Below are 21,272 nucleotides of genomic sequence, written 5' to 3'. Positions count from 1 at the left end.
CCGCGCACGGGGCGGGGCGGCGTCAGTCCTTGCCGCGATAGGGCTCGACGTATTGCAGCGCCATATCCCAGGGGAAGAAGATCCAGGTGTCTTGGCTGACCTCGGTGATAAAGGTGTCCACCATCGGGCGGCCCTTGGGCTTTGCATAAACCGTGGCAAAATGCGCCTTGGGATACATCTGGCGCACCAGTTCAAGGGTTTTGCCGCTATCCACCAGATCATCGATGATCAGGATACCTTCGCCATCACCCATCAGCTCGGCGTCGGGTGCTTTCAGCACCACGGCCTCACCCTGGTCCTGGTGGTGGTAGGATTTCACCGAGATCGTATCGACGGTGCGGATGTCCAGCTCGCGGCTGACGATCATCGCGGGGGCCATGCCGCCACGGGTGATCGCGACAACGGCACGCCAAGCGCCACCGTCAGGTCCCTGACCGTCCAGCCGCCAGGCCAGAGCGCGGCTGTCCCGGTGGATCTGATCCCAGCTGATGTGAAACCCTTTTTCGTGCGGCAGGCGGTCGGTCATCTTGCGATTTGCTCCGGCAATTGTAGCGTCTGATGCGGTGTCATGTGCCGGGCTGCAAAGCAGGCACGATACCAGTGTTGGTCTGACGAGTGCGTCGTTGATATAGCCCCGGGCGCACCATTCAAAATAAAAACAGCACAGGCCCGGGGCAGTTCATTTATTTGGTAATGTCGGGGGCGTCCACGGCTTTCATGCCCACAACGTGATAACCAGCATCCACGTGCAGGTTTTCCCCGGTCACGCCCGATCCGAGGTCCGACAAAAGATACAAAGCGGATTTACCGACGTCCTCGGTTGTAACATTTCGCCGCAGCGGCGAATTGTATTCGTTCCATTTCATAATGTAGCGGAAGTCGCCAATTCCGCTGGCGGCCAGCGTTTTGATCGGACCGGCGGAAATCGCATTTACCCGAATGCCGTCTTTTCCAAGATCTTCGGCCAGATATTTGACCGATGCTTCGAGCGCGGCCTTGGCAACGCCCATCACATTGTAGTGAGGCATAACCTGCTCGGCACCATAGTATGTCAGGGTAAGCATCGAGCCACCCTCGGACATCAGTTTCTCGGCGCGGCGGGCAACAGCCGTAAAGGAGTAGACCGAGATATCCATGGTCATCTGAAAATTGTCACGACTGGTATCGACGTAGCGGCCGCGCAGTTCGTTTTTGTCAGAAAAACCAATGGCGTGCACGACAAAGTCCAGCTTACCCCATTCTTTTTCGAGGCTCTCAAACAAGGCGTCAATCGAGGTTTCGTCGGATACATCGCAGGGCAGAACGATGGAGCTGTTCAGCTGTTCGGCGAGCGGGCCAACGCGCTTTTTAAGGGCTTCACCCTGGTAAGAAAAAGCAAGTTCGGCACCGGCATCGGCGCAGGCCTTGGCGATCCCCCATGCGATGGATTTGTCGTTGGCCAGGCCCATGATAAGGCCACGTTTGCCGGACAGCAGTTGACTGGGCATGCAGGTTCTCCGCCTGTAAAATATGAACTGAAGGACCTTTAATATGCTCGGGCCGCTGCATCAAGAGAGTACCGGTTGAGGCGCATTGTCAGTTTTGCGGCCCGTTTTGGATGTCGGCCTGCATGGTCGCACATATTTATACGCATAAATCCGCAGCCACCTTGGCTTGTATGCCCAACCAAGGCGGCATAGATTGGCGCGCACAATTAAGAAGAGGTTTCCATGTCAGAGCGGTCGGGACTATTTGCGGGGGATAACCCCTTTGAACTTGCGCGGGCATGGCTCGCGGAGGCCGAAGAGACTGAGCTCAATGATCCGAATGCGATTGCGCTGTCGACGGTGGATGCTGATGGCATGCCGAATGTCCGCATGGTGCTGCTCAAGGAAATCGAAGATGGCGCTTTTGTCTTCTTCACTAACTACGAAAGCGCCAAGGGGCAGGAGCTGGAGCAGTCCGGCAAGGCCGCCTTCGTGCTACATTGGAAGAGCCTGCGTCGCCAGATCCGTGTCCGTGGTCATGTGACACGCGAAGACGGTCCGCAGGCAGACGAGTATTACCACTCCCGGTCGCTGAAAAGCAGGCTCGGGGCGTGGGCTTCGCAGCAATCGCGCCCATTGCAGAGCCGTTCGGCCCTGATGGCAGAGGTTGCAAAAATCACGGCCACGAAAGGCCCGAACCCGGACCGGCCGCCATTCTGGGGTGGATTTCGCATCGTTCCGAGCGAAATTGAATTCTGGGCGGATGGGGCTTTCAGGCTGCATGACCGATTTGTCTGGCGCCGAAATGCGCCGGATGACGAATGGAGTGTGGTGCGGCTAAACCCTTAATGGGTTAAGCACAAAATAGCATTTTCGTGATAATGGGGAATTTTTTTAACTTGAACTCATATGCGAAAATCGCGCATCAAGCATCGAGAAATCAAATACGACGCGGTGGACGAGATAAGTGGCAGACGATCAAAGCAGTCTCAGGCAAATCCAGGGCATAGTGAAGTGGTTTGACCCGACCAAAGGGTATGGCTTCGTTGTGTCCGACGAGGGTGGTCCCGACATCCTGTTGCACGTGAATGTCCTGCGTAACTTCGGGCAGAGCTCGGTGGCGGACGGGTCCAGCGTAACCGTTCTGACCCACGCGACGGAGCGCGGCGTTCAGGCTGTGGAGGTTGTCGCAATCGTGCCTCCGGCCCGGGATGACGCGCCGGTTCTCAGCGATTTTGTCGATATGGATATCGAGGAGCTGAAAACACTTCCGTTGCGCCCGGCGCGTGTGAAGTGGTTCGACAAGGGCAAGGGCTTTGGCTTTGCCAACCTGTTCGGCTACGGAGATGATGTCTTCTTGCACGTCGAGGTGTTGCGCCAGTCGGGTCTTGCTGACCTCCAGCCGGGCGAGGCTATCGCGATGCGATCGATCAGCGGGCGGCGGGGCTGCATGGCGGTCGAGGTCCAGGCCTGGGAAGCGGCCATTTCCGAAACCGCATCCCAAGAAGAATAAGAACATGTCGGTGCGCGCCTCTGGAATTGTCCGCTGGGGGGCCGCCATAATGCTGTGCCTTGGTGCAGGTATTGCACAGGCACAGGAGACCTGCGCCCCGGATCGTGTCGATCTTCGCGGCGATTGGGGGCAGGCGTCCTTCTCTGTTGAGATTGCCGATACTGTCGACAGCCGTTCAATGGGGCTGATGCACCGGGAGGACCTGCCGCGCGGGGCGGGGATGCTGTTCGTTTACGAGCATCCTCAAAGGGCGGCTTTCTGGATGAAGAACACGCTGATCCCCCTGGATATCATTTTCCTTGATGAAACCGGCATGGTGACGTCGGTGCATTCCAATGCCATTCCCCATGATCTGACCCCCATTCCAGGCGGCGACCGGGTGTTTGCGGTGCTGGAAATCAATGGTGGTCTGGCGCGCCGATATGGCATTGGGCCGGGCACCCAGATGCGGCACGAAGTTTTTTCTTCTAATGCGTCTGTTTGGCCCTGTTAGGGCTTTTCAAATCCGTTTCACACCGCTAGGAAAGCGCACGGTCCGGGGCGTGGCGCAGTCTGGTAGCGCACCTGTTTTGGGTACAGGGGGTCGTGAGTTCGAATCTCGCCGCCCCGACCACTTTCCACTTATAAAAATCCCAGCTCTGATCGGTTTGGCCCGGTCAGGGTGACGTCCTTTGGCGGTCAAGTCCAAGGCGGGCGTGCAAGCAGCCAGTTTCACTGAAAGTGCGATCAGGGATCCACATCTCACTTAGATGTGATCGGGGCGAGGATTAGAATCGCGCAAAATGTGACCCCGAAATGTTGTTGGCTACCAAATCTTGTGTTAACCGATTATTAACCATGTGACGCGAACTGGCGCCACCTACAGCTGGGTTTTGCCTAACTTGGCACAGGATTTCAGCAGATAGACTGTGCGCTTCGTGCAACGTGGCAGGTCGGCGCAAAAAGTCCGCTGCCATGTCTCGGAAGTGGACCGCCCGCGGGTGTTAGTGGAGTCGCCGAGGAAGTGGTGAAGGGGCCGTGAGTAAGGTATTTGCGGCAAACCATTAGTGTTTCGCAAAAAAATACGAGGCTACCGAAGTGGTGTTGGCGGCTCGGTCAGCCCGCAGGTGCAGTCGGTGAATCGATGAAGCGAACCACGGGCGTTTCCGATTTCACCGGTCAACCAAAAAAATGGTATCTAAGTGGTAAATTTTGCGTTGACCCTCACGGCGTGATTACGCCAAATTGTGGATGCCGGTTGCTTCGCCACTAAATCTTGTATGTTCTTTGGGCGCTGCAACAAGACTAAACACTAGTATAGATTCCAAGGACCGGGGCCGGTGTAGGGCTCCCTGGCACGCTTCTGACAGCAGTTGCCGCCTGTTTTCTGTGTTTCTTCATGGCAAGGCTGCGCCACGACGTGGCCAACAAAAAGACGGGACAGAGCTAATGCGAAGGGGCAGAGCATGAAGATCGAACGGAAGTACACCAAATCTGGTCAGGACGCATATGCGGACCTCGATTTCATCTCGGCTACATCCGAAATTCGAAATCCTGACGGGACCATTGTCTTCCGACTCGAAAACATCGAAGTTCCGGCTGAATGGAGCCAGGTTGCCAGCGATGTCATCGCCCAGAAATACTTTCGCAAAGCCGGTGTTCCGTCCCGCCTGAAGAAAGTCCGCGAAAAGGGCGTGCCAGAATTCCTGTGGCGGTCGGTTCCCGATGGCGATGATGTTGAATTTGTTGGTGAAACCTCTTCCAAACAGGTCTTTGACCGTCTTGCCGGTGGCTGGGCATACTGGGGCTGGAAAGGCGGCTATTTCTCGACCGAGGAAGACGCCCGCGCCTATTACGACGAAATGCGCTATATGCTGGCCTCCCAGCGCGCGGCGCCAAATTCGCCGCAGTGGTTCAACACCGGGCTTCACTGGGCTTATGGCATCGACGGCCCCGCGCAAGGCCACCACTACGTCGATTACAAGACCGGCAAGCTGACCAAATCCGACAGCGCCTATGAACATCCGCAGCCGCACGCCTGTTTCATCCAGTCCGTGTCCGACGATCTGGTAAACGACGGCGGCATCATGGATCTTTGGGTGCGCGAGGCGCGCCTGTTCAAATACGGCTCCGGCACCGGCACCAACTTCAGCCATCTGCGCGGCGAAGGCGAGCCTCTGTCCGGTGGTGGCAAATCTTCGGGCCTGATGGGCTTCCTCAAGATCGGTGACCGGGCAGCTGGCGCGATCAAATCCGGTGGCACCACCCGCCGCGCGGCCAAGATGGTCATCGTCGATGCGGATCACCCCGATATCGAGGATTTCATCCAGTGGAAGGTGATCGAAGAGCAGAAAGTTGCCTCGATCGTTGCTGGCTCGAAGATGCACGAGCAGATGCTGAACGGCATCTTTGCGGCGATCCGCGAATGGGACGGTCTGGAGGCAGACGCCTATGAGCCGAGCAAGAACGACGGGCTGAAGAAAGCCATTCGCGAAGCGAAAAAGGTCGCGATCCCGGAGACTTATATCAAACGGGTTCTGGATTACGCCAAGCAGGGGCACACTTCGATCGAATTCCCGACCTATGACACCGATTGGGACAGCGATGCCTATTCCTCGGTTTCGGGTCAAAACTCCAACAACTCGATCCGCGTCACCAATGCGTTCCTGCACGCGGTAGAGAAGGACGCGGATTGGGAGCTGATCAACCGCACCGATGGCCGCGTCGCCAAGACCGTCAAGGCGCGTGATCTGTGGGAGAAGGTCGGCCACGCCGCATGGGCCTGTGCCGATCCGGGCATCCAGTTCCATGACACAGTGAATGACTGGCACACCTGCCCCGAAGACGGCGAGATCCGCGGATCGAACCCGTGCTCGGAGTATATGTTCCTGGATGACACCGCCTGTAACCTGGCCTCGCTGAACCTCCTGACCTTCCTCAAGGACGGTGAGTTCCAGGCCGAGGACTACATGCATGCCTGCCGCCTGTGGACCCTGACGCTGGAAATCAGCGTGATGATGGCGCAGTTCCCGTCCAAGGAAATTGCGCAGCGGTCTTATGACTTCCGCACGCTGGGTCTGGGATATGCCAATATCGGCGGTCTCTTGATGAACATGGGCTATGGCTATGACAGCGACGAAGGCCGCGCGCTCTGCGGCACGCTCACTGCCATCATGACCGGCGTCGCCTATGCCACTTCGGCCGAAATCTCCTCCGAGCTGGGCCCGTTCCCCGGTTTTGAAAAGAACCGCGACCACATGCTGCGGGTGATGCGCAACCACCGCACCGCCGCCCAGGGGAAGACAACCGGCTATGAAGGGCTGGCGGTGCCGCCGGTGCCGCTCGATCTGAAGAATTGCCCCGATGCACGCCTGACCGATCTGGCCGCAGGTGCCTGGGATGAGGCGCTGGAACTGGGCGAGAAGCACGGCTACCGCAACGCGCAGGCCACCGTGATTGCCCCGACCGGCACCATCGGCCTTGTGATGGATTGCGACACCACCGGGATCGAGCCCGACTTTGCCCTGGTGAAGTTCAAGAAACTGGCCGGTGGCGGCTATTTCAAGATTATCAACCGCTCGGTGCCTGCCGCGCTGGAAGGGCTCGGGTATACCTCGGCCCAGATCGAAGAAATCGTTGCTTATGCCGTCGGCCACGGCACCATCGGCAATGCGCCGGGGATCAACCATACCTCGCTGGCTGGTCACGGCTTTGGCCCCAACGAGCTGGCCAAGATCGACGCCGCACTGGAAAGCGCCTTTGATGTGCGTTTCGTGTTCAACCAGTGGACCCTTGGCGAAGAGTTCTGCACCGGTGTTCTGGGCATCCCGGCGACCAAGCTGAACGACCCGACCTTTGATCTGCTGCGTCATCTGGGCTTTACCAAGGCCGATATCGAGGCGACCAACGATCACGTCTGCGGGACCATGACCTTGGAGAACGCGCCGCACCTGAAGGAAGAGCACTATCACATCTTCGATTGCGCCAACCCCTGCGGCAAGAAGGGCAAGCGCTACCTGAGCGTTGACAGCCACATCCGCATGATGGCGGCGGCGCAAAGCTTTATCTCGGGCGCGATCTCCAAGACAATCAACATGCCCAACGATGCGACCATCGAAGACTGCCAGAAGGCCTATGAGCTAAGCTGGTCCTTGGGCGTCAAAGCAAACGCGCTCTATCGTGACGGGTCCAAGCTGAGCCAGCCGTTGGCGGCTGCGCTGGTCGAGGACGACGATGAGGCGGCGGAGATCCTGGAAAGCGGTAGCCAGCAGGAAAAGGCCGTCACCCTGGCCGAGAAGATCGTCGAAAAAGTGGTCATCAAGGAAGTGGTTAAATCGCACCGCACCAAGATGCCCCAGCGCCGCAAAGGCTATACCCAGAAGGCGGTTGTCGGCGGGCACAAGGTCTACCTGCGCACCGGCGAGTATGAAGACGGCAACCTTGGCGAGATCTTCATCGACATGCACAAGGAAGGCGCTGGCTTCCGGGCGATGATGAACAACTTTGCCATCGCCGTCTCTGTTGGCCTGCAATACGGCGTGCCGCTGGAAGAGTTCGTCGATGCCTTCACCTTCACCAAGTTCGAACCGGCGGGCATGGTGCAGGGCAACGACAGCATCAAGAACGCTACCTCGATCCTCGACTATGTTTTCCGCGAACTGGCGGTCAGCTACCTGGATCGCACCGACCTCGCGCATGTGAAACCCGAAGGCCCCGCATTCGATGATATCGGTCGCGGTGAGGAAGAGGGCGTCTCCAACGTCACCGAGCTGAGCGAAAGCGCCGCAACCCGTTCGCTGGAGGTGCTGAAGCAGATCTCCTCGACCGGGTACTTGCGCAAGCGTCTGCCGCAGGAACTTGTGGTGCTGAACGGCGGGCAGACCGTGCTGGACGGGATCGCGCCGCTTGGCACCGGTGCTGACCCGGTGACGGCGCTGCAAACACTGGTGCCGGAGGTGACTGAAAGCGCAACGGTGACGGAAACGGCTTCGGTTACGGTGACCGGCATGGACGCCCGCACCAAGGCCAAGATGCAGGGCTACGAGGGCGAGGCCTGCGGCGAATGCGGCAACTACACGCTGGTGCGCAACGGCACCTGCATGAAGTGCAACACCTGCGGCGCCACTTCGGGCTGCAGCTGAGACCAGATCGGGGGCGAGTGCGCTCGCCCTGGACGCCAAGAAGGCCCAGGCAAAAAAACGCGGGCGGTACACTAATGAGCCTGATTGGCGAAACTCGCCCCCTCCGCATCGGAGGGGGCTTTTTCCTGTGGGGTATCCGTTTCCTCGTTCTGCCGCTTGGCCTTGGCGCGGCTCTTTGCTAGGCCAAGAGTGCAGTCCACCAAGCTCCGGAGAAACGCCATGCCTGCCATAAGTATCTGCATTCCGGCCTATGGCATGGGGGGCAAAGGTGCAGAGTATCTGGCTCAGTCGCTGGAGATCCTGACAGGGCAAAGCTTTCGCGATTTCGAGGTTGTCGTTTCGGACCAATCCGATGACACGGCGGTGGCCGATGTCTGCGCCGCTTTCTCGGATCGTCTGACCATACGCCACATCTGGAACCACGATGCACCACGGCAGGCATCGGCCAATGTGAACAATGCCCTGGATCACGCATCCGGTGATATCGTCAAAGTGCTTTTTCAGGACGATTTCCTGAATGGAAGCCGTGCCTTGGGTGATATTGTTGAAGCGATGGATGGGGGGGGCGACTGGCTGTTGTGTGGCTCGGGTATCAGCCGCAATAGCGGGTCGGTTGAATGCCCCATGGTGCCGCGACTGACTAAGAAGTTGCAGTTTGGCAAAAACACCGTCTCAAGCCCATCGGTGCTGGCAATGCGGCGCAGCCGTATGCAGCTGTTTGATGAAAACCTGATCTGGCTGATGGATGTGGACCTCTACAAACGGCTGTGGGATGCGCTTGGCGATCCGGTGATCCTGCCGCAGACCTTGGTGGTGAACCGGATACATGAGGGGCAGGTCAGCGCCAGCGTCTCAAAATCGCTGCGCCAAAAAGAGCTGCGCTATGTCCGCCAGAAATTCGCGGCCTCCACATCCCTTTCAGGTTATCTTGAATACCTGCGCCAAAGGATCAAGGCTCTCTAGAGTTTCGGGCCAGCAGCTGGTGCAGACGCCCGGTATCCTTTTTGAAATCCTGCGTTTCGTGGGAGTTCATCTGGAAATGCTGCAAAACCTCACGGTCGTACAGGTTGTGCCTTCCTGTCAAAATGCAAAACAGTTTGATGGCACGCTCGAACGCATGCCCGGACGGGCGGCTGTTTCCCATCGCAAGGCCAAGCGGCGTAAACCAACGCACGAAATCGGACAGCGTATCGCGGCGCATAGCCACGTTGTTTGTGGCAGGCCAGTTCTTGTCGGATGCTGAGGCCATGTGGCTGCGCAGGATCGGTTTGATGTCAAACCCATACACCTTCTTCACGGCCTCACGCAGGGGCGCGTAACCCATGTTGTCACGGATAAAATTCCGATCTGCCATGGGGACAGGGCTATATCCCAGCACCGCGTCTGGATCGGTTTGAAGCTGGGACAGCGTGGCGCTGGAGAAACTTTCGCTTACGGTTACATCGTATTGAATCAGCGCAACAAATTCCGTCAGGGGGACAGCGTTATTGATGCAGGCGTACCAAGACGTGAAGTCTACTAGGAATTTGTAATCCTCAATATTGTCAGCCTGTTCCCGGGCAATGATGACGCGATCCATGGCGCGAACCTTATCTACCGGCCCTTTGCCTACGAACATATAGGTGACAGGGCACCCAATCGTTTGAAATTTGTTCTCAGCTTCATACTGCAGAAGAAGGTCCTGATCGTGGATGGTCACGATTGCGGATAATTGGGAGGGAGTTGTCATCGTATGCTCCAACAGGGCGCTGCTTTCTCCGCAGCGGACGCTCCCCTATATGGACCATTCGACAGCCCAACACTAGGTGCGAGCACCGGAATGCCTGAGACCCTCAGGTGCTCGCGCTGTGTCAACTGGGCAAATGGATGGGGAACCGCTCCCTTATGACCCGGTCCAGATCCGGGGGAAGGCGCGCCGGGCTTCGGCGTGACAGGATCTCCTCCTTCCGCTCTCGTGCCTTGTGCAACAGATCCGGCTTCCCCTTTTCCTCCCACTCCTTGGGGGAGGTGCGATCCCCAAGGGTTGGATAGACATGGTCGGCCTGCATCCGTGACAGGGTTTGCGCCGTTCCAAGGTAGTGACCACTGCCACCAAGGCAAACCTCGGCGATTTGATCCAGCGCCAGGGTTTCATCGGTCACTTCGATCCCCCGCACGCAGCGCAGGGCTTGGCCGATCAGATCATCGCCAAGGATCAGGGATTCGTGGCAGAAACCCAGCAGCGACGCGTGCATTCCGGCGGCCTCATAGACCATGTTGAGGCCGGAAAGGCCGGCCATGACGTTGGAGCACATCTGCTCCCATCCCGCCTGCATGTCCGGCAATTTTGCATCCGCGATCCCCGCCGCCGCGCCGCCTGGCAGGCCGTAGAACCGGTGCATTTGTGCACAGCCTGCCGTCAGCAACGCCTGTTCACCCGATCCGCCGGTCATAGCGCCGGTGCGCAAGTCCAGCCCAAATGGCCAGGTGCCAAAAATCGCAGGATGTCCGGGGCTTACGGCGTTGACGTAAACCAGCCCTGCCAGGCATTCTGCCACCGCCTGCACGATCGCGCCCGCGATGGTTGATGGCGCAGTGGCCCCGGCCATTCCCGCCGACAGCAGCAAGACAGGAACGCCGTGGCGAATGCATTCTTCCATCACCAGACAGCTTTCAGTGGCGAATTTCATCGGCGGCACCACAAAGCAGTTGGAATTGGAGACAAAGGGGCGTTCGCGCCATTTCTCCTCGCCACCTGCGATCATGTGCAGCATCTCCACGGCGGGCGCGACAAAGCTCGCGTCGGTGAATGAGGTGCCGATGTGTTTGAAGGTTCCCGAACAGCAGGCGTAGATGGTGTTGAGGTCAAGTTCGCGGCTGTCGGTGATGTCCCGGGCCACCATGGGGCGCTGTACGAAATGGATATTGTCTAGCGCGTCGCAGATCCGGGCGGCGTCATGCAGGTCCTGCAGGGTGGACTCGCGATAGGCGCGGCCGTCGACGTCAACCATATGTACCGCTGCGCCCGCCGTTCCGTAGTGCACCCGGGTGCCGGAGAGGTTTAGGTCGGTCTGCCCGTCGCGGCTGAACAGGGTGACGGATCGGTTGGCGCGGGCCAGGGTATCTTCGACCAAGGCGCGGGGAAAACGCAGGCGCCCGTCGTTGCCCAGCGTGCAGCCCGCAGCGGTCAGGCTATCAATTCCACTTTGTGGGGCGTCGGCAAGGCCGATCCGCTCCAGCGCGTCCAGCGCAGTGTGGTGGATTTTCTCCACATCGGCCTGTGACAGGGGCGAATAGGCGCCGCCGGACATACCGGGGCGGATGGGACGGAGGGCGCGGTCCAGCGGCGCGGCGCGCGCGGCGCGGCGGGCCGCACGCCCACCGCTGCGCAAATTGGTGCGGATTGTCGGATCAGCAGTCATGAAAAATCCCGTGGATAGATAGGGTTACCTTCTTTTGTTAAGCGGATAACCCGATCTCGGCCGACCGCGCGCTGCAAGACCCCGCGCGGCGCCGATGGTGCGCCAGACCAGACTGACCAAGCATTGCTCCTCCTGCATCCGTGCGCCCTCCTTTCACGGTTTCAGGATGGCAGCGCGACAAGGCAAAACTATCGTGTTTGCGACCGATGTGAAAAAAACGTCATCTATTTCACGAGCGCGCTCGGACGATGGAGGGTTGCGCGGGGACGCCGCGCAAGGGCTGGGGAATGTTCTGGAAATTTTGCGGTTCGAAAGCGGCGTGTTTTCAAGGTGTTATAACGAAACGGTGATTTTGTGGGGGAATGGTCGCAGCACACGCGATACGGGAACCAAGTGTTAAGAGATTTTTGACAAGCTGGATCACGGGGATGCCGCGCCATCACTGGCGTAAAATACCGTACCGATACGGGTGCGAAAACAGGACCGAAACAATGTCAGGGGTTTTCAAGCTTCATCATCTCAGCACCAGTGTCATCGGGGCGATGACCGGGCTTGCGCTGGCCATTCCCGCAGCGGCAGGGGATTGGTCCACCTCCTTTGTGGCACGCTCTTTGGGGCAGGCGGGATCCGGCGGTAATGGTGCATATGTCGCTCGGTCGGGGCTGCAGTCAAACGGGGCTGCCGCGCTGCAGGCGGGCTTCGATCATGATTATGGTGAGCTTGTCCTTGGTGGCACGGTCCGTCAGGGCGGCGGTCTGGATATTACTGGTCTTGGCAGGCAGTCGGACAGTCAGCAGCTGCATCTGCGGGCCGGATACGATTTTGGCGATGCCCTTGGCTATGTCACGCTGGGCGAGGTTCAGCACGGTGCGTCCTCTGGTCTGGCGCCGAGCCAGGTCTTTGGTCTCGGGTTGCGGGTCTCGGTGAACCGTGTGTTGCAGATGACCGGCGAATTTCTGCACCATGATGTTGATCCTGCGGCCGCGCAGGCGGGAAAGGGCGGCGATATCCTTTCGGTGCGGGCCGCCTTCCGGTTTTGAAGGGGGCACCGGGTCTGCAAAGGGGTGGCGAGACCATGGGCAGAAAGAGCCAGCATAGCATTGCGAAATGCTTGGCGGCGGAGCCAGGGCGTGCTAACAGCCATCCCATGACCCGAACCGCCGCGCCTATCTCCATTAGCTGCTGCATTACCTGCTGAATTTCACAGCGGGCTGGTTTCTGTCGTTCCCTTCCAACTGACAACTTGCTAAGCCCGCGCTGCGCCCCCGTGCGCCTGGCCTTGAGCCCTGCACGCCCGAGCCTGTCAAAGGAGCTGTCATGACGACGACCGACACAGTGACCCAACCGGTGATCAAACTGCACAACACGAAGACCCGCAAGAAAGAGGTCTTCACTCCAATCGATCCGGAAAACGTGCGGATGTATGTCTGTGGTCCCACTGTCTATGATCGGGCGCATCTGGGCAACGCCCGCCCGGTGGTGGTGTTCGACGTGCTCTACCGGCTGCTGCGGCACATGTATGGCGCCGATCACGTGACCTATGCGCGCAACTTCACCGACGTGGATGACAAGATCAACGCCCGCGCTGCCGAAAGTGGTCGTGCAATTGGTGAGATCACCGCCGAGACGACCCAGTGGTTCCTGGATGACATGGGGGCCCTTGGTGCGCTGGAGCCGAACCACATGCCGCGCGCGACCGAGTATATCCCGCAGATGATCGCGATGATCGAGGATCTGATCGCCAAGGGCCATGCCTATGCTGCCGAAGGGCATGTGCTCTTTGCCGTCGACAGCTGGCGCGAGGGTTATGGCAAACTGTCCGGCCGCTCGGTCGACGACATGATCGCGGGCGCACGGGTGGAGGTCGCGCCCTACAAGAAGAACCCGATGGATTTCGTTCTGTGGAAACCGTCAACCGATGATCTGCCCGGTTGGGACAGCCCCTGGGGCCGCGGGCGCCCCGGCTGGCATATCGAATGCTCGGCCATGTCCTTTGAGCTGCTGGGCGACACCTTTGACATCCACGGCGGCGGCAACGACCTGATGTTCCCGCACCATGAGAATGAGATCGCGCAAAGCTGCTGCGCCCATCCCGAAGGCGAATTTGCACACTACTGGCTGCACAACGAGATGCTGCAGGTTGAAGGCAAGAAGATGTCGAAGTCGCTCGGCAATTTCTTCACCGTGCATGATCTGCTGGAGCAGGGTATTCCGGGTGAGGTGATCCGCTTTGTGTTCCTGTCGACCCACTATCGCAAACCGATGGACTGGACCGATAAAAAGGCAAAGGAAGCAGAGGCGACACTTCGCAAGTGGCGCAGAATGACGAAGGGAGTTCCCGCAGGCATTGTACATGATGCGGTCAAAGCTGCTGTATCTGATGATCTTAATACTCCAGAAGCGATCACCGAACTGCGGAGAATGGAAAGGATGATTTCTCGACAAGCTACCGCTGAAAATCAGCCAGTAGACTTGCACAGTGGCCTACTGAGTAATTTTCTTGCTTCTGCAAACTTCTTGGGGCTTTTGACTGAGGAACTAGGTGGTTGGGCAGATGCTGTGGCGGTGGATCTGTCCGCCCATGAGACGCGCCTGTTCGAGGCCCGTCAAACTGCCATGGAAAGCAAGGACTTCTCTGAAGTGGATCGTCTGAAAACGGCCTATACGGGCGCAGGACTAGAAGTCCGGATGAGCAAGACAGGCGTCGAACTGGTACCGGGGCCGGGGTTTGATCCGGCCAAGCTGGACGAGATCTGATCCAACCCGCCCGGAGCACGTCTCCGGGCAGCGCCCGACCCGCCCCATGGGCGGGCGCTTTACGCCCACCCCGGGCCGGGCGCCGCCCGGTGAACACAACGAGGCAGGAATGAGCAAAGAACGTCTCTACCTTTACGACACCACGCTGCGCGATGGGCAGCAGACGCAGGGCGTGCAGTTCTCGACCGCGGAAAAGCAGCAGATCGCCCGGGCGCTGGATGATCTCGGTATCGACTACATCGAAGGAGGCTGGCCCGGTGCCAACCCGACCGACAGCGCCTTTTTCGACGTCGCGCCGAAAACCCGCGCGCGGCTGGCGGCCTTTGGCATGACGAAACGGGCAGGGCGCTCGGCTGCGAATGACGATGTTCTGGCAGCAGTGATGAACGCGGGAACCGATACGGTCTGCCTAGTCGGAAAATCACACGATTACCACGTGACGGCCGCGCTTGGCATCACGCTGGAAGAGAACCTTGAGAATATCGGCGCCTCGGTGGCGCATATCGTGGCCGAGGGGCGCGAGGCGCTGTTTGACGCCGAACATTTCTTTGATGGCTACAAGGACAATGCGGAGTATGCGCTGGCCGCCTGCCGTGCCGCTCTGGATGCGGGCGCGCGCTGGGTGGTGCTGTGCGACACCAACGGCGGCACCATGCCCGCCGAGGTCTATCGCATCGTGACCGAGGTGATCGCGGCAGGCATTCCCGGGGAGCGCCTTGGCATCCATACCCACAACGACACCGAAAACGCAGTGGCCTGTTCGCTGGCAGCCGTGGATGCGGGCGTGCGGCAGGTGCAGGGCACGCTGAATGGGCTGGGCGAACGCTGTGGCAATGCCAATCTGACGACGCTGATCCCCTCGCTGCTGCTGAAGGACCCCTATGCCAGCCAGTTCGAGACCGGCGTCTCATTGGAGGCGCTGACCGGCCTCACACAGCAAAGCCGAATGCTGGATGATATCCTCAACCGGGTGCCGATGAAGCAGGCGCCCTATGTTGGGGCCTCGGCCTTTGCGCATAAAGCGGGTCTGCACGCCAGCGCGATCCTGAAGGATCCGTCGACCTATGAACATATCCAGCCTGAACTGGTGGGCAACGCGCGCATCATTCCCATGTCCAATCAGGCCGGCCAGTCGAACCTGCGCAAGCGGCTGACCGACGCCGGGCTGAACGTGGAAAAGGGCGATCCGGCGCTGGCGCGGATCCTTGACCGGATCAAGGCGCGCGAGGATGAAGGATACTCCTACGATACGGCGCAGGCCTCGTTCGAGCTGCTGGCGCGCGAGGAGCTGGGGCAACTGCCGACGTTTTTTGAGGTGAAGCGCTACAAGGTCACGGTTGAGCGGCGCAAGAACAAGTACAACAAGATGGTGAGCCTCTCCGAGGCGGTTGTTGTCGTGAAAGTGGACGGCGAGAAACGCCTGTCGGTCAGCGAATCCATGGATGAAACCGGCAGCGACCGCGGCCCGGTGAACGCGCTGGCCAAGGCGCTGGCCAAGGATCTGGGGCGTTACTCCGAAGTGATCGACGATATGCGTCTGGTGGACTTCAAGGTGCGCATCACTCAGGGCGGCACCGAAGCGGTGACGCGTGTGGTCATCGACAGCGCCGACAATCAAGGCCGCCGCTGGTCCACGGTCGGCGTCAGCCCGAACATCATCGACGCCTCTTTCGAGGCGCTGCTGGATGCGATCCGCTGGAAGCTGATACGCGACTGCGCGCCGGAAGCATGATGGAAGCGCTGATCCGGGCGGCGGCTATCGGTCTGGCCATCACGGCGGTGCTGCCCTTTGCTTTGATCCTGTCGCAGAGGCCTGCAGATATGCTGCCTGCGGCGCCGGAAAAGGGGCTGGATTTTTCTGCGGTCTCTGCTGGGCCGGACATGCCAGAGCCGGAGACCGTTCCGATGCGGGATGGCTATCCGCTGCAGGTGCGCAGCTTCGACAACGGCGCCGGGCCGCTGGTCGTCATGGTGCATGGTTCCGGCTGGAATGGGCTACAATATGCCACGCTTGCACGGCAGATCGCAGGACATGTTCTGGTGCCGGATCTGCGCGGGCACGGAGCCGCCCCCGGGCGGCGCGGAGATGTGGAGTATATTGGCCAGCTGGAGGATGACCTTGCGGACCTGATCGCAGCCCGCGTGCAACCGCGGCAGAAAGTTGTTCTGCTCGGACATTCCTCGGGCGGCGGGCTGGTGGTGCGCTTTGCCGGGGGGCAACATGGGGGCATGCTGGACCGCGCCGTTCTTCTGGCGCCGTTCCTGAAGTATGACGCCCCGACAACCCGCAAGAATTCGGGCGGATGGGCGCAGCCGCTGACGCGCCGGATCATCGGGCTTTCGATTCTGAATGCCTTGGGGATCACGTGGTTCAATCACCTGAACGCGATCCAGTTCGCGATGCCGAAACAGGTTCTGGACGGACCGCTGGGGCATCTGGCGACGACGGAATATTCCTATCGGCTCAACACCTCATACGCACCGCGCAGCGACTATCTGGCGGACATTAGGGCTCTTCCGGAATTCTTTGTAATGGCAGGGGAAAAAGACGAAGCCTTTGTCGCGGAGGGCTATGAGCCACTGATGGCGCCAGTGACGCACCGGGGAAGCTATCGCATCATTCCGGGTGTCGGCCATCTTGGCATCGTCGATGCGCCGGAAACTGCAATGGCCGTGAAGGAGTTCCTAAATGGAATTTGACGACGATCTGAAAGGCTGCGCTGAGTTGGTCCGGCAAGGCGATCCGGACCGCTTCATGGCGACCATGGCGGCGCCCGTTGCAGCGCGTCCGCTTCTGTTCGCGCTTTATGCCTTCAATCTTGAACTCTCCCGCGCGCCCTGGGCCAGCCAGGAAAGCATGATCGCAGAGATGCGGGTGCAATGGTGGCGCGATGTCGGCGCCGAAATCGCGGAAGCGAAGCCGGTACGCCGTCACTATGTGGCGACCCCGCTTGGGCGGCTGCTTCGCCCCGAACTTGCGAAAGAGATTGATCCCATGTCCGAGGCGCGGCGCTGGGACATCTACCGCGATCCTTTTGAGGATGAAGCGGCGTTTGATACCTATATCGATGCCACCTCGGGTAGCCTTTTATGGATGGCAGCAGCTTCGCTGGGCGAGGCGGAAGAAGAAACCGTGCGCGCCTTTGGACGTGGCATGGGCATTGCCAACTGGCTGCGCGCAATCCCGGAGCTGGAAAAACAAAAACGCGTGCCCTTGCTCGATGGCACCACCAAGGGTGTGCAGCAGCTGGCGGAAAAGGGATACCACTATCTGGAGCAAGCGCGGCGCGCGCGTAGCAGCGTGTCGCCGGCAGCGGCCCCGGCGATGCTGGCAGGCTGGCAGGCGCAGAGTATCCTGAAACAGGCGATCGGGGAGCCAGAACGGGTTGTGGCAGGCGCGCTTGGCACCAGCGAATTCCGCCGCCGCAGCGGGCTGATGATGCGGGCCGCACTGGGGCGCTGGTAGACGGGCGCGTTTGAGCCCGTGGGTCTCTGCAAGCGAACACAAAAAAGCCGCCCCACGGGGCGGCTTTTGAATTTTGGCTGAATGAAACTGTCAGACCCGCTTGGGCCGTAGGGCGAGCCAGACCAGCGCGCCGCCGGCCAGCACCAGGAAGGGCGCCATCGCCATGTTGACCGCGCTCCAGCCATCCACCGGCGAGCCGCCCGAACAGTTCATCAGACCGCCCGAGGCGAGCGAGGCCATGGTGACACCGCCAAAGACCAGAAGGTCGTTAAGACCCTGCATCCGGCCACGTTCGTGCGGCTCATGCGCGCCCGCCAGCATTGTGGTCGCGCCGATAAAGCCGAAGTTCCAGCCAACACCAAGCAGGACAAGCGCGATGAAGAAGTTGCCGAGGTCGACGCCTTGCAGCGCCACGGCGCCCGCGCCGGCCAGAATGACCAGACCCGCAGCAACGATCTTTTCCACGCCGAACCGCGCGATCAGGTGACCGGTAAAGAAGGAGGGCACATACATCGCCAGGACGTGAGAGGTCACCACATCGGCGGCGTTGCCTTCGGTATAGCCGCAGCCGACCACGGCCAGCGGGGTCGAGGTCATCACGAGGTTCATCAGCGCGTAGGAAACCATGGCGCAGATCACCGCCACCGCGATCACCGGGGTTTTCAGCAGCTCGATACGGCGGCGGCCCTTGGGGGCGTCATGGCTGGGGACCGGCGGTTTCGGGATGTTCAGGAACAGAAACAGTGCCGCGCCCACAACGTTGACCGCTATCACCGCCATATAGGTGCCGAAGAAGGGGATGACGAAGGCCTGGCTGGTCGCCTTGACCAGCTGTGGGCCGATGATGGCCGACAAAAGCCCGCCCGCCATCACGTAGGAAATCGCCTTGGGACGGAACTCTTCGGACGCGGTATCGGCGGCGGCAAAGCGGTAGAAACCATGCGCGCTCATGTAGACGCCGGTCAGAAGGCTGCCGAGCAGGAACACAGGGAATGAGCCGAGATAGAGACCATAGGCGCCAACGATGCCGCCGAGCGCTCCGAACAGCGCCCCGGTAAAGAAACCCGCGCGGCGGCCCCAGCGCTGCATGATCGCCGAAATCGGCGTGGCTGCCATCATCGAACCGGCGACGATCAGTGAGATCGGCAAGGTGGCGAAACAGGGGTTGGCGGCCAGCGACTGCCCCGCGAGGCCGCCAATGGTAAAGATCATCGGCATTTGAGCGCCGAGGAAGGCCTGCGCCATCACGAGAATGGCAACATTCTTCTTGGCGACTCTGTCGTCGGTGGGGGTGGTCATGGTCTGTGTCATGTGGGATGCGTAACCCTGAATGTGAGCGGGAACAAGACGCCAGGCGCGCCTCATCGGGCGTCCGTCGGCAGTTTTGTGAAAATTAACAGATGAAGGAAACGTGACGTGGCGTCACACACAGATACAGAGAGCCGTGTAGTCACGGATAACGGGGTTGGACGGATCATTCACAGCGATGCATGCGTTACCGAGGGCGCGGAATGGCTGGCGGCGCGGCACCCACGCTTTGCCGATGCGTTGGCCCAGATCGAAACTTTGCCACTGCGGCGCCATCCTGATGGTTTTGCCGAGTTGTTGAATGCGATCGTGGGGCAGCAGCTCAGCATTGCTTCGGCGGCCTCGATCTGGACCCGGATGTCCAATGCCGGGCTGACCGAACCGGATGCGATCATCGCGGCCAGCGACGAGGAAATGCGCGCAGCCGGGCTTAGCCGTCAAAAGGTCCGCTATGCGCGGGCTTTGGCGGAGGCCTCTATCGATTTCAATGCCTTGCGGAGTAAACCGAATGCGGAAGTTGTGGCGATCCTGACCGAAGTTTCCGGCATCGGGGTCTGGACTGCGGAAATCTATGCAATGTTTGCGCTGGGGCGGGCGGATGTCTTCGCGCCCGGCGATCTGGCCTTGCAGGAGGGCGCGCGGCTGTTGTTCGATCTGCCGGAACGCCCCAAGGAACGCGCCTTGCGCAAAATGGCCGAAGACTGGTCGCCCTGGCGCGCGGTTGCGGCACGGGTGCTCTGGGCCTATTACCATGTGAAGAAGGACAGGGAAGGGATCCGATGACTCGTGTATTGACTGCTGGCCGCAAAGAGCCGCTTTCCGGCTCAACCCGCTCGGTTGTGGTGTTTCTGCATGGCTATGGCGCCAATGGAGCCGACCTGCTGGGGCTGGCTGATCCGCTGGCCGAGCACCTGCCGGATACGCTGTTCGTGGCGCCTGATGCGCCCGAAAACTGCGCCGGGGCGCCGATGGGCTATCAGTGGTTCCCGATCCCCTGGATCGATGGGTCCTCCGAAGAAGAAAGCATGCGCGGCATGCAGGCCGCCGTCGAGGATCTGAATGCCTTCCTCGACGCGCTGATGGTGGATGAGGACGTACTGCCCGAGCAGGTGGTGCTGTTCGGCTTCTCGCAAGGCACCATGATGAGCCTGCACGTAGCACCGCGCCGCGAGGATCCGGTGGCCGGGATCGTTGCCTTCTCTGGCCGCCTGTTGAGCCCGGACACCTTCAAGGACGAGGTGGTCAGCCGGATGCCAGTGCTGCTGGTGCATGGCGATGCGGATGACGTGGTGCCGGTTCAATCCCTGCCCGAAGCCGCCGAGGCCCTGCAAGAAGCCGGATTTCAGGACGTCTTTGCCCATATTCAGAAGGGCACCGGCCATGGCATTGCCCCCGACGGGCTGAGCGTCGCGCTCGCCTTCATGCGGGACAAGCTGAGCCTCTGACCGGCGCGGACGCCGAACAGGAAGAATTCAGGACGGGCGGCGAGGCTTTCGGGCCTTGCCGCCCGTTTTCTTTTGCTCGGTGTCTTTGGCTTTTTCCTTGGCCCGTCTCGCCTGCGCCCGGCGGTTTGGCAGCTGCGCCGGTTTTGGTCGTCCCGGGACCTTTGGCGGTTCCAGATCTTCCCATTTTGCCTGCGCCAGCCCATCCAGGGTCCAGGCGCCAATGGCATAACGGATTAGCCGCAATGTGGGGTGGCCGACCGCAGCGGTCATCCGGCGGACCTGCCGATTGCGCCCCTCGGTAATGGTGAGCTCGATCCATGTATCGGGCACCGATTTGCGGACCCGGATCGGGGGAGTGCGCGCCCATAGACCGGCAGGTTCATCAATCCGCCGCGCCTTGGCGGGGTTGGTCAACCCGTCTTTCAACTCCACGCCCTGCCGCAGGGCCTGCAGCGCGGCCTCATCCGGCGTGCCTTCGACCTGCACCCAATAGGTCTTTGCCATCTTGTTGCGCGGATCGCTGATCCGGGCCTGAAGGCGGCCATTGTCGGTCAGCAGAATCAATCCCTCGCTGTCGCGATCCAGACGGCCAGCGGGGTAAACGCCGGGGCAATCTATGAAATCGCTCAGCGTCTTGCGTGGGTCGCCTTCTGTGCTGCGGTCGGTGAACTGGGGCAGAACGTCAAAGGGTTTGTTAAAGCGGATAAGCCGGGTCATGGCGCCGCAATAGGCCTCGCGTTTGAAAGGCGCAAGTTTCTTGAGCAGGCCCGTCACCTGCCTGTCACGGAATCGGCCT

The 21,272-nt window shown here is 60.1% G+C and carries 18 protein-coding genes and 1 tRNA gene; 13 read left to right on the top strand and 6 right to left on the bottom strand.

Translation table 11 applies throughout. From position 1 onward, the window contains the following. Positions 1-22 precede the first annotated feature (22 nt). Positions 23-526 carry a xanthine phosphoribosyltransferase gene (gene gpt, locus SM766_RS01385; protein WP_065270164.1) on the bottom strand — a complete coding sequence of 168 codons (504 nt, stop codon included), beginning with the start codon at positions 524-526 and terminating at the stop codon, positions 23-25. Positions 527-683: 157 nt separating this feature from the next. Then, a complete protein-coding gene (gene fabI, locus SM766_RS01380) occupies positions 684-1,487 on the bottom strand; it encodes an enoyl-ACP reductase FabI (protein ID WP_274833995.1) in 804 nt (267 codons plus the stop codon). A 222-nt stretch (positions 1,488-1,709) separates the two neighbouring features. Between fabI and pdxH the strand changes: the two genes are divergently transcribed. The 6 genes from pdxH to SM766_RS01350 all read left to right on the top strand — a co-directional run bounded on the left by pdxH (position 1,710) and on the right by SM766_RS01350 (position 9,062). Then, positions 1,710-2,315, top strand: a complete 606-nt coding sequence (gene pdxH / locus SM766_RS01375; protein WP_368946649.1) for a pyridoxamine 5'-phosphate oxidase — start codon at positions 1,710-1,712, stop codon at positions 2,313-2,315. Positions 2,316-2,433: 118 nt separating this feature from the next. Then, positions 2,434-2,979: a cold-shock protein gene (locus SM766_RS01370; protein ID WP_368946648.1), complete on the top strand. Its 546-nt coding sequence runs from the start codon at positions 2,434-2,436 to the stop codon at positions 2,977-2,979. A 49-nt stretch (positions 2,980-3,028) separates the two neighbouring features. Continuing rightward, positions 3,029-3,472 (top strand): DUF192 domain-containing protein, encoded by a 444-nt coding sequence (locus tag SM766_RS01365; protein WP_368946647.1) that lies wholly within the window; start codon positions 3,029-3,031, stop codon positions 3,470-3,472. Between the two features lie 43 nt (positions 3,473-3,515). Continuing rightward, positions 3,516-3,592, top strand: a tRNA-Pro gene (locus SM766_RS01360). Between the two features lie 832 nt (positions 3,593-4,424). Further along, the gene (locus tag SM766_RS01355) at positions 4,425-8,099 is read left to right on the top strand and encodes a vitamin B12-dependent ribonucleotide reductase (RefSeq protein ID WP_274833999.1); all 3,675 of its coding nucleotides are present in this window, start codon (positions 4,425-4,427) and stop codon (positions 8,097-8,099) included. Positions 8,100-8,318: 219 nt separating this feature from the next. Continuing rightward, positions 8,319-9,062 carry a glycosyltransferase family 2 protein gene (locus tag SM766_RS01350; protein WP_368946646.1) on the top strand — a complete coding sequence of 248 codons (744 nt, stop codon included), beginning with the start codon at positions 8,319-8,321 and terminating at the stop codon, positions 9,060-9,062. On the opposite strand, the gene SM766_RS01345 is transcribed toward SM766_RS01350, so the two are convergent. Together SM766_RS01345 and SM766_RS01340 are read right to left on the bottom strand one after the other, a co-directional pair. Next, positions 9,049-9,828: a hypothetical protein gene (locus SM766_RS01345; protein WP_274834003.1), complete on the bottom strand. Its 780-nt coding sequence runs from the start codon at positions 9,826-9,828 to the stop codon at positions 9,049-9,051. The two genes, SM766_RS01350 and SM766_RS01345, sit on opposite strands and share 14 nt — an antisense overlap. A gap of 121 nt (positions 9,829-9,949) precedes the next feature. Further along, positions 9,950-11,500, bottom strand: coding sequence for a trimethylamine methyltransferase family protein (locus SM766_RS01340; RefSeq protein ID WP_368946645.1), 1,551 nt, complete (start codon positions 11,498-11,500; stop codon positions 9,950-9,952). Between the two features lie 491 nt (positions 11,501-11,991). Between SM766_RS01340 and SM766_RS01335 the strand changes: the two genes are divergently transcribed. The 5 genes from SM766_RS01335 to SM766_RS01315 all read left to right on the top strand — a co-directional run bounded on the left by SM766_RS01335 (position 11,992) and on the right by SM766_RS01315 (position 17,723). Then, positions 11,992-12,540 (top strand): hypothetical protein, encoded by a 549-nt coding sequence (locus tag SM766_RS01335; protein ID WP_368946644.1) that lies wholly within the window; start codon positions 11,992-11,994, stop codon positions 12,538-12,540. 277 nt (positions 12,541-12,817) lie between these two features. Then, complete coding sequence (cysS, locus tag SM766_RS01330) at positions 12,818-14,257, top strand: cysteine--tRNA ligase (RefSeq protein ID WP_368946643.1); 1,440 nt, start codon at positions 12,818-12,820, stop codon at positions 14,255-14,257. A 109-nt stretch (positions 14,258-14,366) separates the two neighbouring features. Beyond that, a complete protein-coding gene (cimA, locus tag SM766_RS01325; protein WP_368946642.1) occupies positions 14,367-15,989 on the top strand; it encodes a citramalate synthase in 1,623 nt (540 codons plus the stop codon). Next, positions 15,989-16,957: an alpha/beta fold hydrolase gene (locus tag SM766_RS01320; RefSeq protein WP_368946641.1), complete on the top strand. Its 969-nt coding sequence runs from the start codon at positions 15,989-15,991 to the stop codon at positions 16,955-16,957. The genes cimA and SM766_RS01320 overlap by 1 nt, the downstream gene beginning before the upstream one ends. Next, complete coding sequence (locus SM766_RS01315) at positions 16,947-17,723, top strand: squalene/phytoene synthase family protein (protein ID WP_368946640.1); 777 nt, start codon at positions 16,947-16,949, stop codon at positions 17,721-17,723. Before SM766_RS01320 ends, SM766_RS01315 begins: the two co-directional genes overlap by 11 nt. A gap of 90 nt (positions 17,724-17,813) precedes the next feature. On the opposite strand, the gene SM766_RS01310 is transcribed toward SM766_RS01315, so the two are convergent. After that, positions 17,814-19,034 (bottom strand): MFS transporter, encoded by a 1,221-nt coding sequence (locus tag SM766_RS01310; protein WP_368946639.1) that lies wholly within the window; start codon positions 19,032-19,034, stop codon positions 17,814-17,816. Between the two features lie 105 nt (positions 19,035-19,139). Between SM766_RS01310 and SM766_RS01305 the strand changes: the two genes are divergently transcribed. Further along, on the top strand, positions 19,140-19,814 hold the full coding sequence (locus tag SM766_RS01305) for a DNA-3-methyladenine glycosylase family protein (RefSeq protein ID WP_368946638.1): 675 nt from the start codon (positions 19,140-19,142) through the stop codon (positions 19,812-19,814). Then, positions 19,811-20,476: an alpha/beta hydrolase gene (locus tag SM766_RS01300; RefSeq protein ID WP_065270179.1), complete on the top strand. Its 666-nt coding sequence runs from the start codon at positions 19,811-19,813 to the stop codon at positions 20,474-20,476. Before SM766_RS01305 ends, SM766_RS01300 begins: the two co-directional genes overlap by 4 nt. Before the next feature lie 27 nt (positions 20,477-20,503). Here the strand turns inward: SM766_RS01300 and SM766_RS01295 are convergent, their stop codons facing one another. Beyond that, positions 20,504-21,193 (bottom strand): rRNA large subunit pseudouridine synthase E, encoded by a 690-nt coding sequence (locus SM766_RS01295; protein ID WP_368946808.1) that lies wholly within the window; start codon positions 21,191-21,193, stop codon positions 20,504-20,506. Between the last annotated feature and the right edge of the window lie 79 nt (positions 21,194-21,272).

This window comes from Pseudophaeobacter sp. A-200-2 (genome assembly GCF_041008815.1).
GTDB lineage: Bacteria > Pseudomonadota > Alphaproteobacteria > Rhodobacterales > Rhodobacteraceae > Phycobacter > Phycobacter gallaeciensis_A.
Note: the sequence above shows the minus strand (reverse complement) of the source record. Positions and strands in the feature narration are given on the sequence as shown.

Excerpts from the sequence above, each read along its gene's own strand:
- fabI (WP_274833995.1), bottom strand. The coding sequence starts at position 1,487 with ATGCCCAGTCAACTGCTGTCCGGCAAACGTGGCCTTATCATGGGCCTG.
- SM766_RS01340 (WP_368946645.1), bottom strand. The coding sequence starts at position 11,500 with ATGACTGCTGATCCGACAATCCGCACCAATTTGCGCAGCGGTGGGCGT.
- SM766_RS01335 (WP_368946644.1), top strand. The coding sequence starts at position 11,992 with ATGTCAGGGGTTTTCAAGCTTCATCATCTCAGCACCAGTGTCATCGGG.
- SM766_RS01365 (WP_368946647.1), top strand. The coding sequence starts at position 3,029 with ATGCTGTGCCTTGGTGCAGGTATTGCACAGGCACAGGAGACCTGCGCC.
- SM766_RS01300 (WP_065270179.1), top strand. The coding sequence starts at position 19,811 with ATGACTCGTGTATTGACTGCTGGCCGCAAAGAGCCGCTTTCCGGCTCA.
- cysS (WP_368946643.1), top strand. The coding sequence starts at position 12,818 with ATGACGACGACCGACACAGTGACCCAACCGGTGATCAAACTGCACAAC.
- SM766_RS01320 (WP_368946641.1), top strand. The coding sequence starts at position 15,989 with ATGGAAGCGCTGATCCGGGCGGCGGCTATCGGTCTGGCCATCACGGCG.
- cimA (WP_368946642.1), top strand. The coding sequence starts at position 14,367 with ATGAGCAAAGAACGTCTCTACCTTTACGACACCACGCTGCGCGATGGG.
- SM766_RS01310 (WP_368946639.1), bottom strand. The coding sequence starts at position 19,034 with ATGACACAGACCATGACCACCCCCACCGACGACAGAGTCGCCAAGAAG.
- SM766_RS01355 (WP_274833999.1), top strand. The coding sequence starts at position 4,425 with ATGAAGATCGAACGGAAGTACACCAAATCTGGTCAGGACGCATATGCG.
- SM766_RS01315 (WP_368946640.1), top strand. The coding sequence starts at position 16,947 with ATGGAATTTGACGACGATCTGAAAGGCTGCGCTGAGTTGGTCCGGCAA.
- SM766_RS01345 (WP_274834003.1), bottom strand. The coding sequence starts at position 9,828 with ATGACAACTCCCTCCCAATTATCCGCAATCGTGACCATCCACGATCAG.
- pdxH (WP_368946649.1), top strand. The coding sequence starts at position 1,710 with ATGTCAGAGCGGTCGGGACTATTTGCGGGGGATAACCCCTTTGAACTT.
- SM766_RS01350 (WP_368946646.1), top strand. The coding sequence starts at position 8,319 with ATGCCTGCCATAAGTATCTGCATTCCGGCCTATGGCATGGGGGGCAAA.
- gpt (WP_065270164.1), bottom strand. The coding sequence starts at position 526 with ATGACCGACCGCCTGCCGCACGAAAAAGGGTTTCACATCAGCTGGGAT.
- SM766_RS01295 (WP_368946808.1), bottom strand. The coding sequence starts at position 21,193 with ATGACCCGGCTTATCCGCTTTAACAAACCCTTTGACGTTCTGCCCCAG.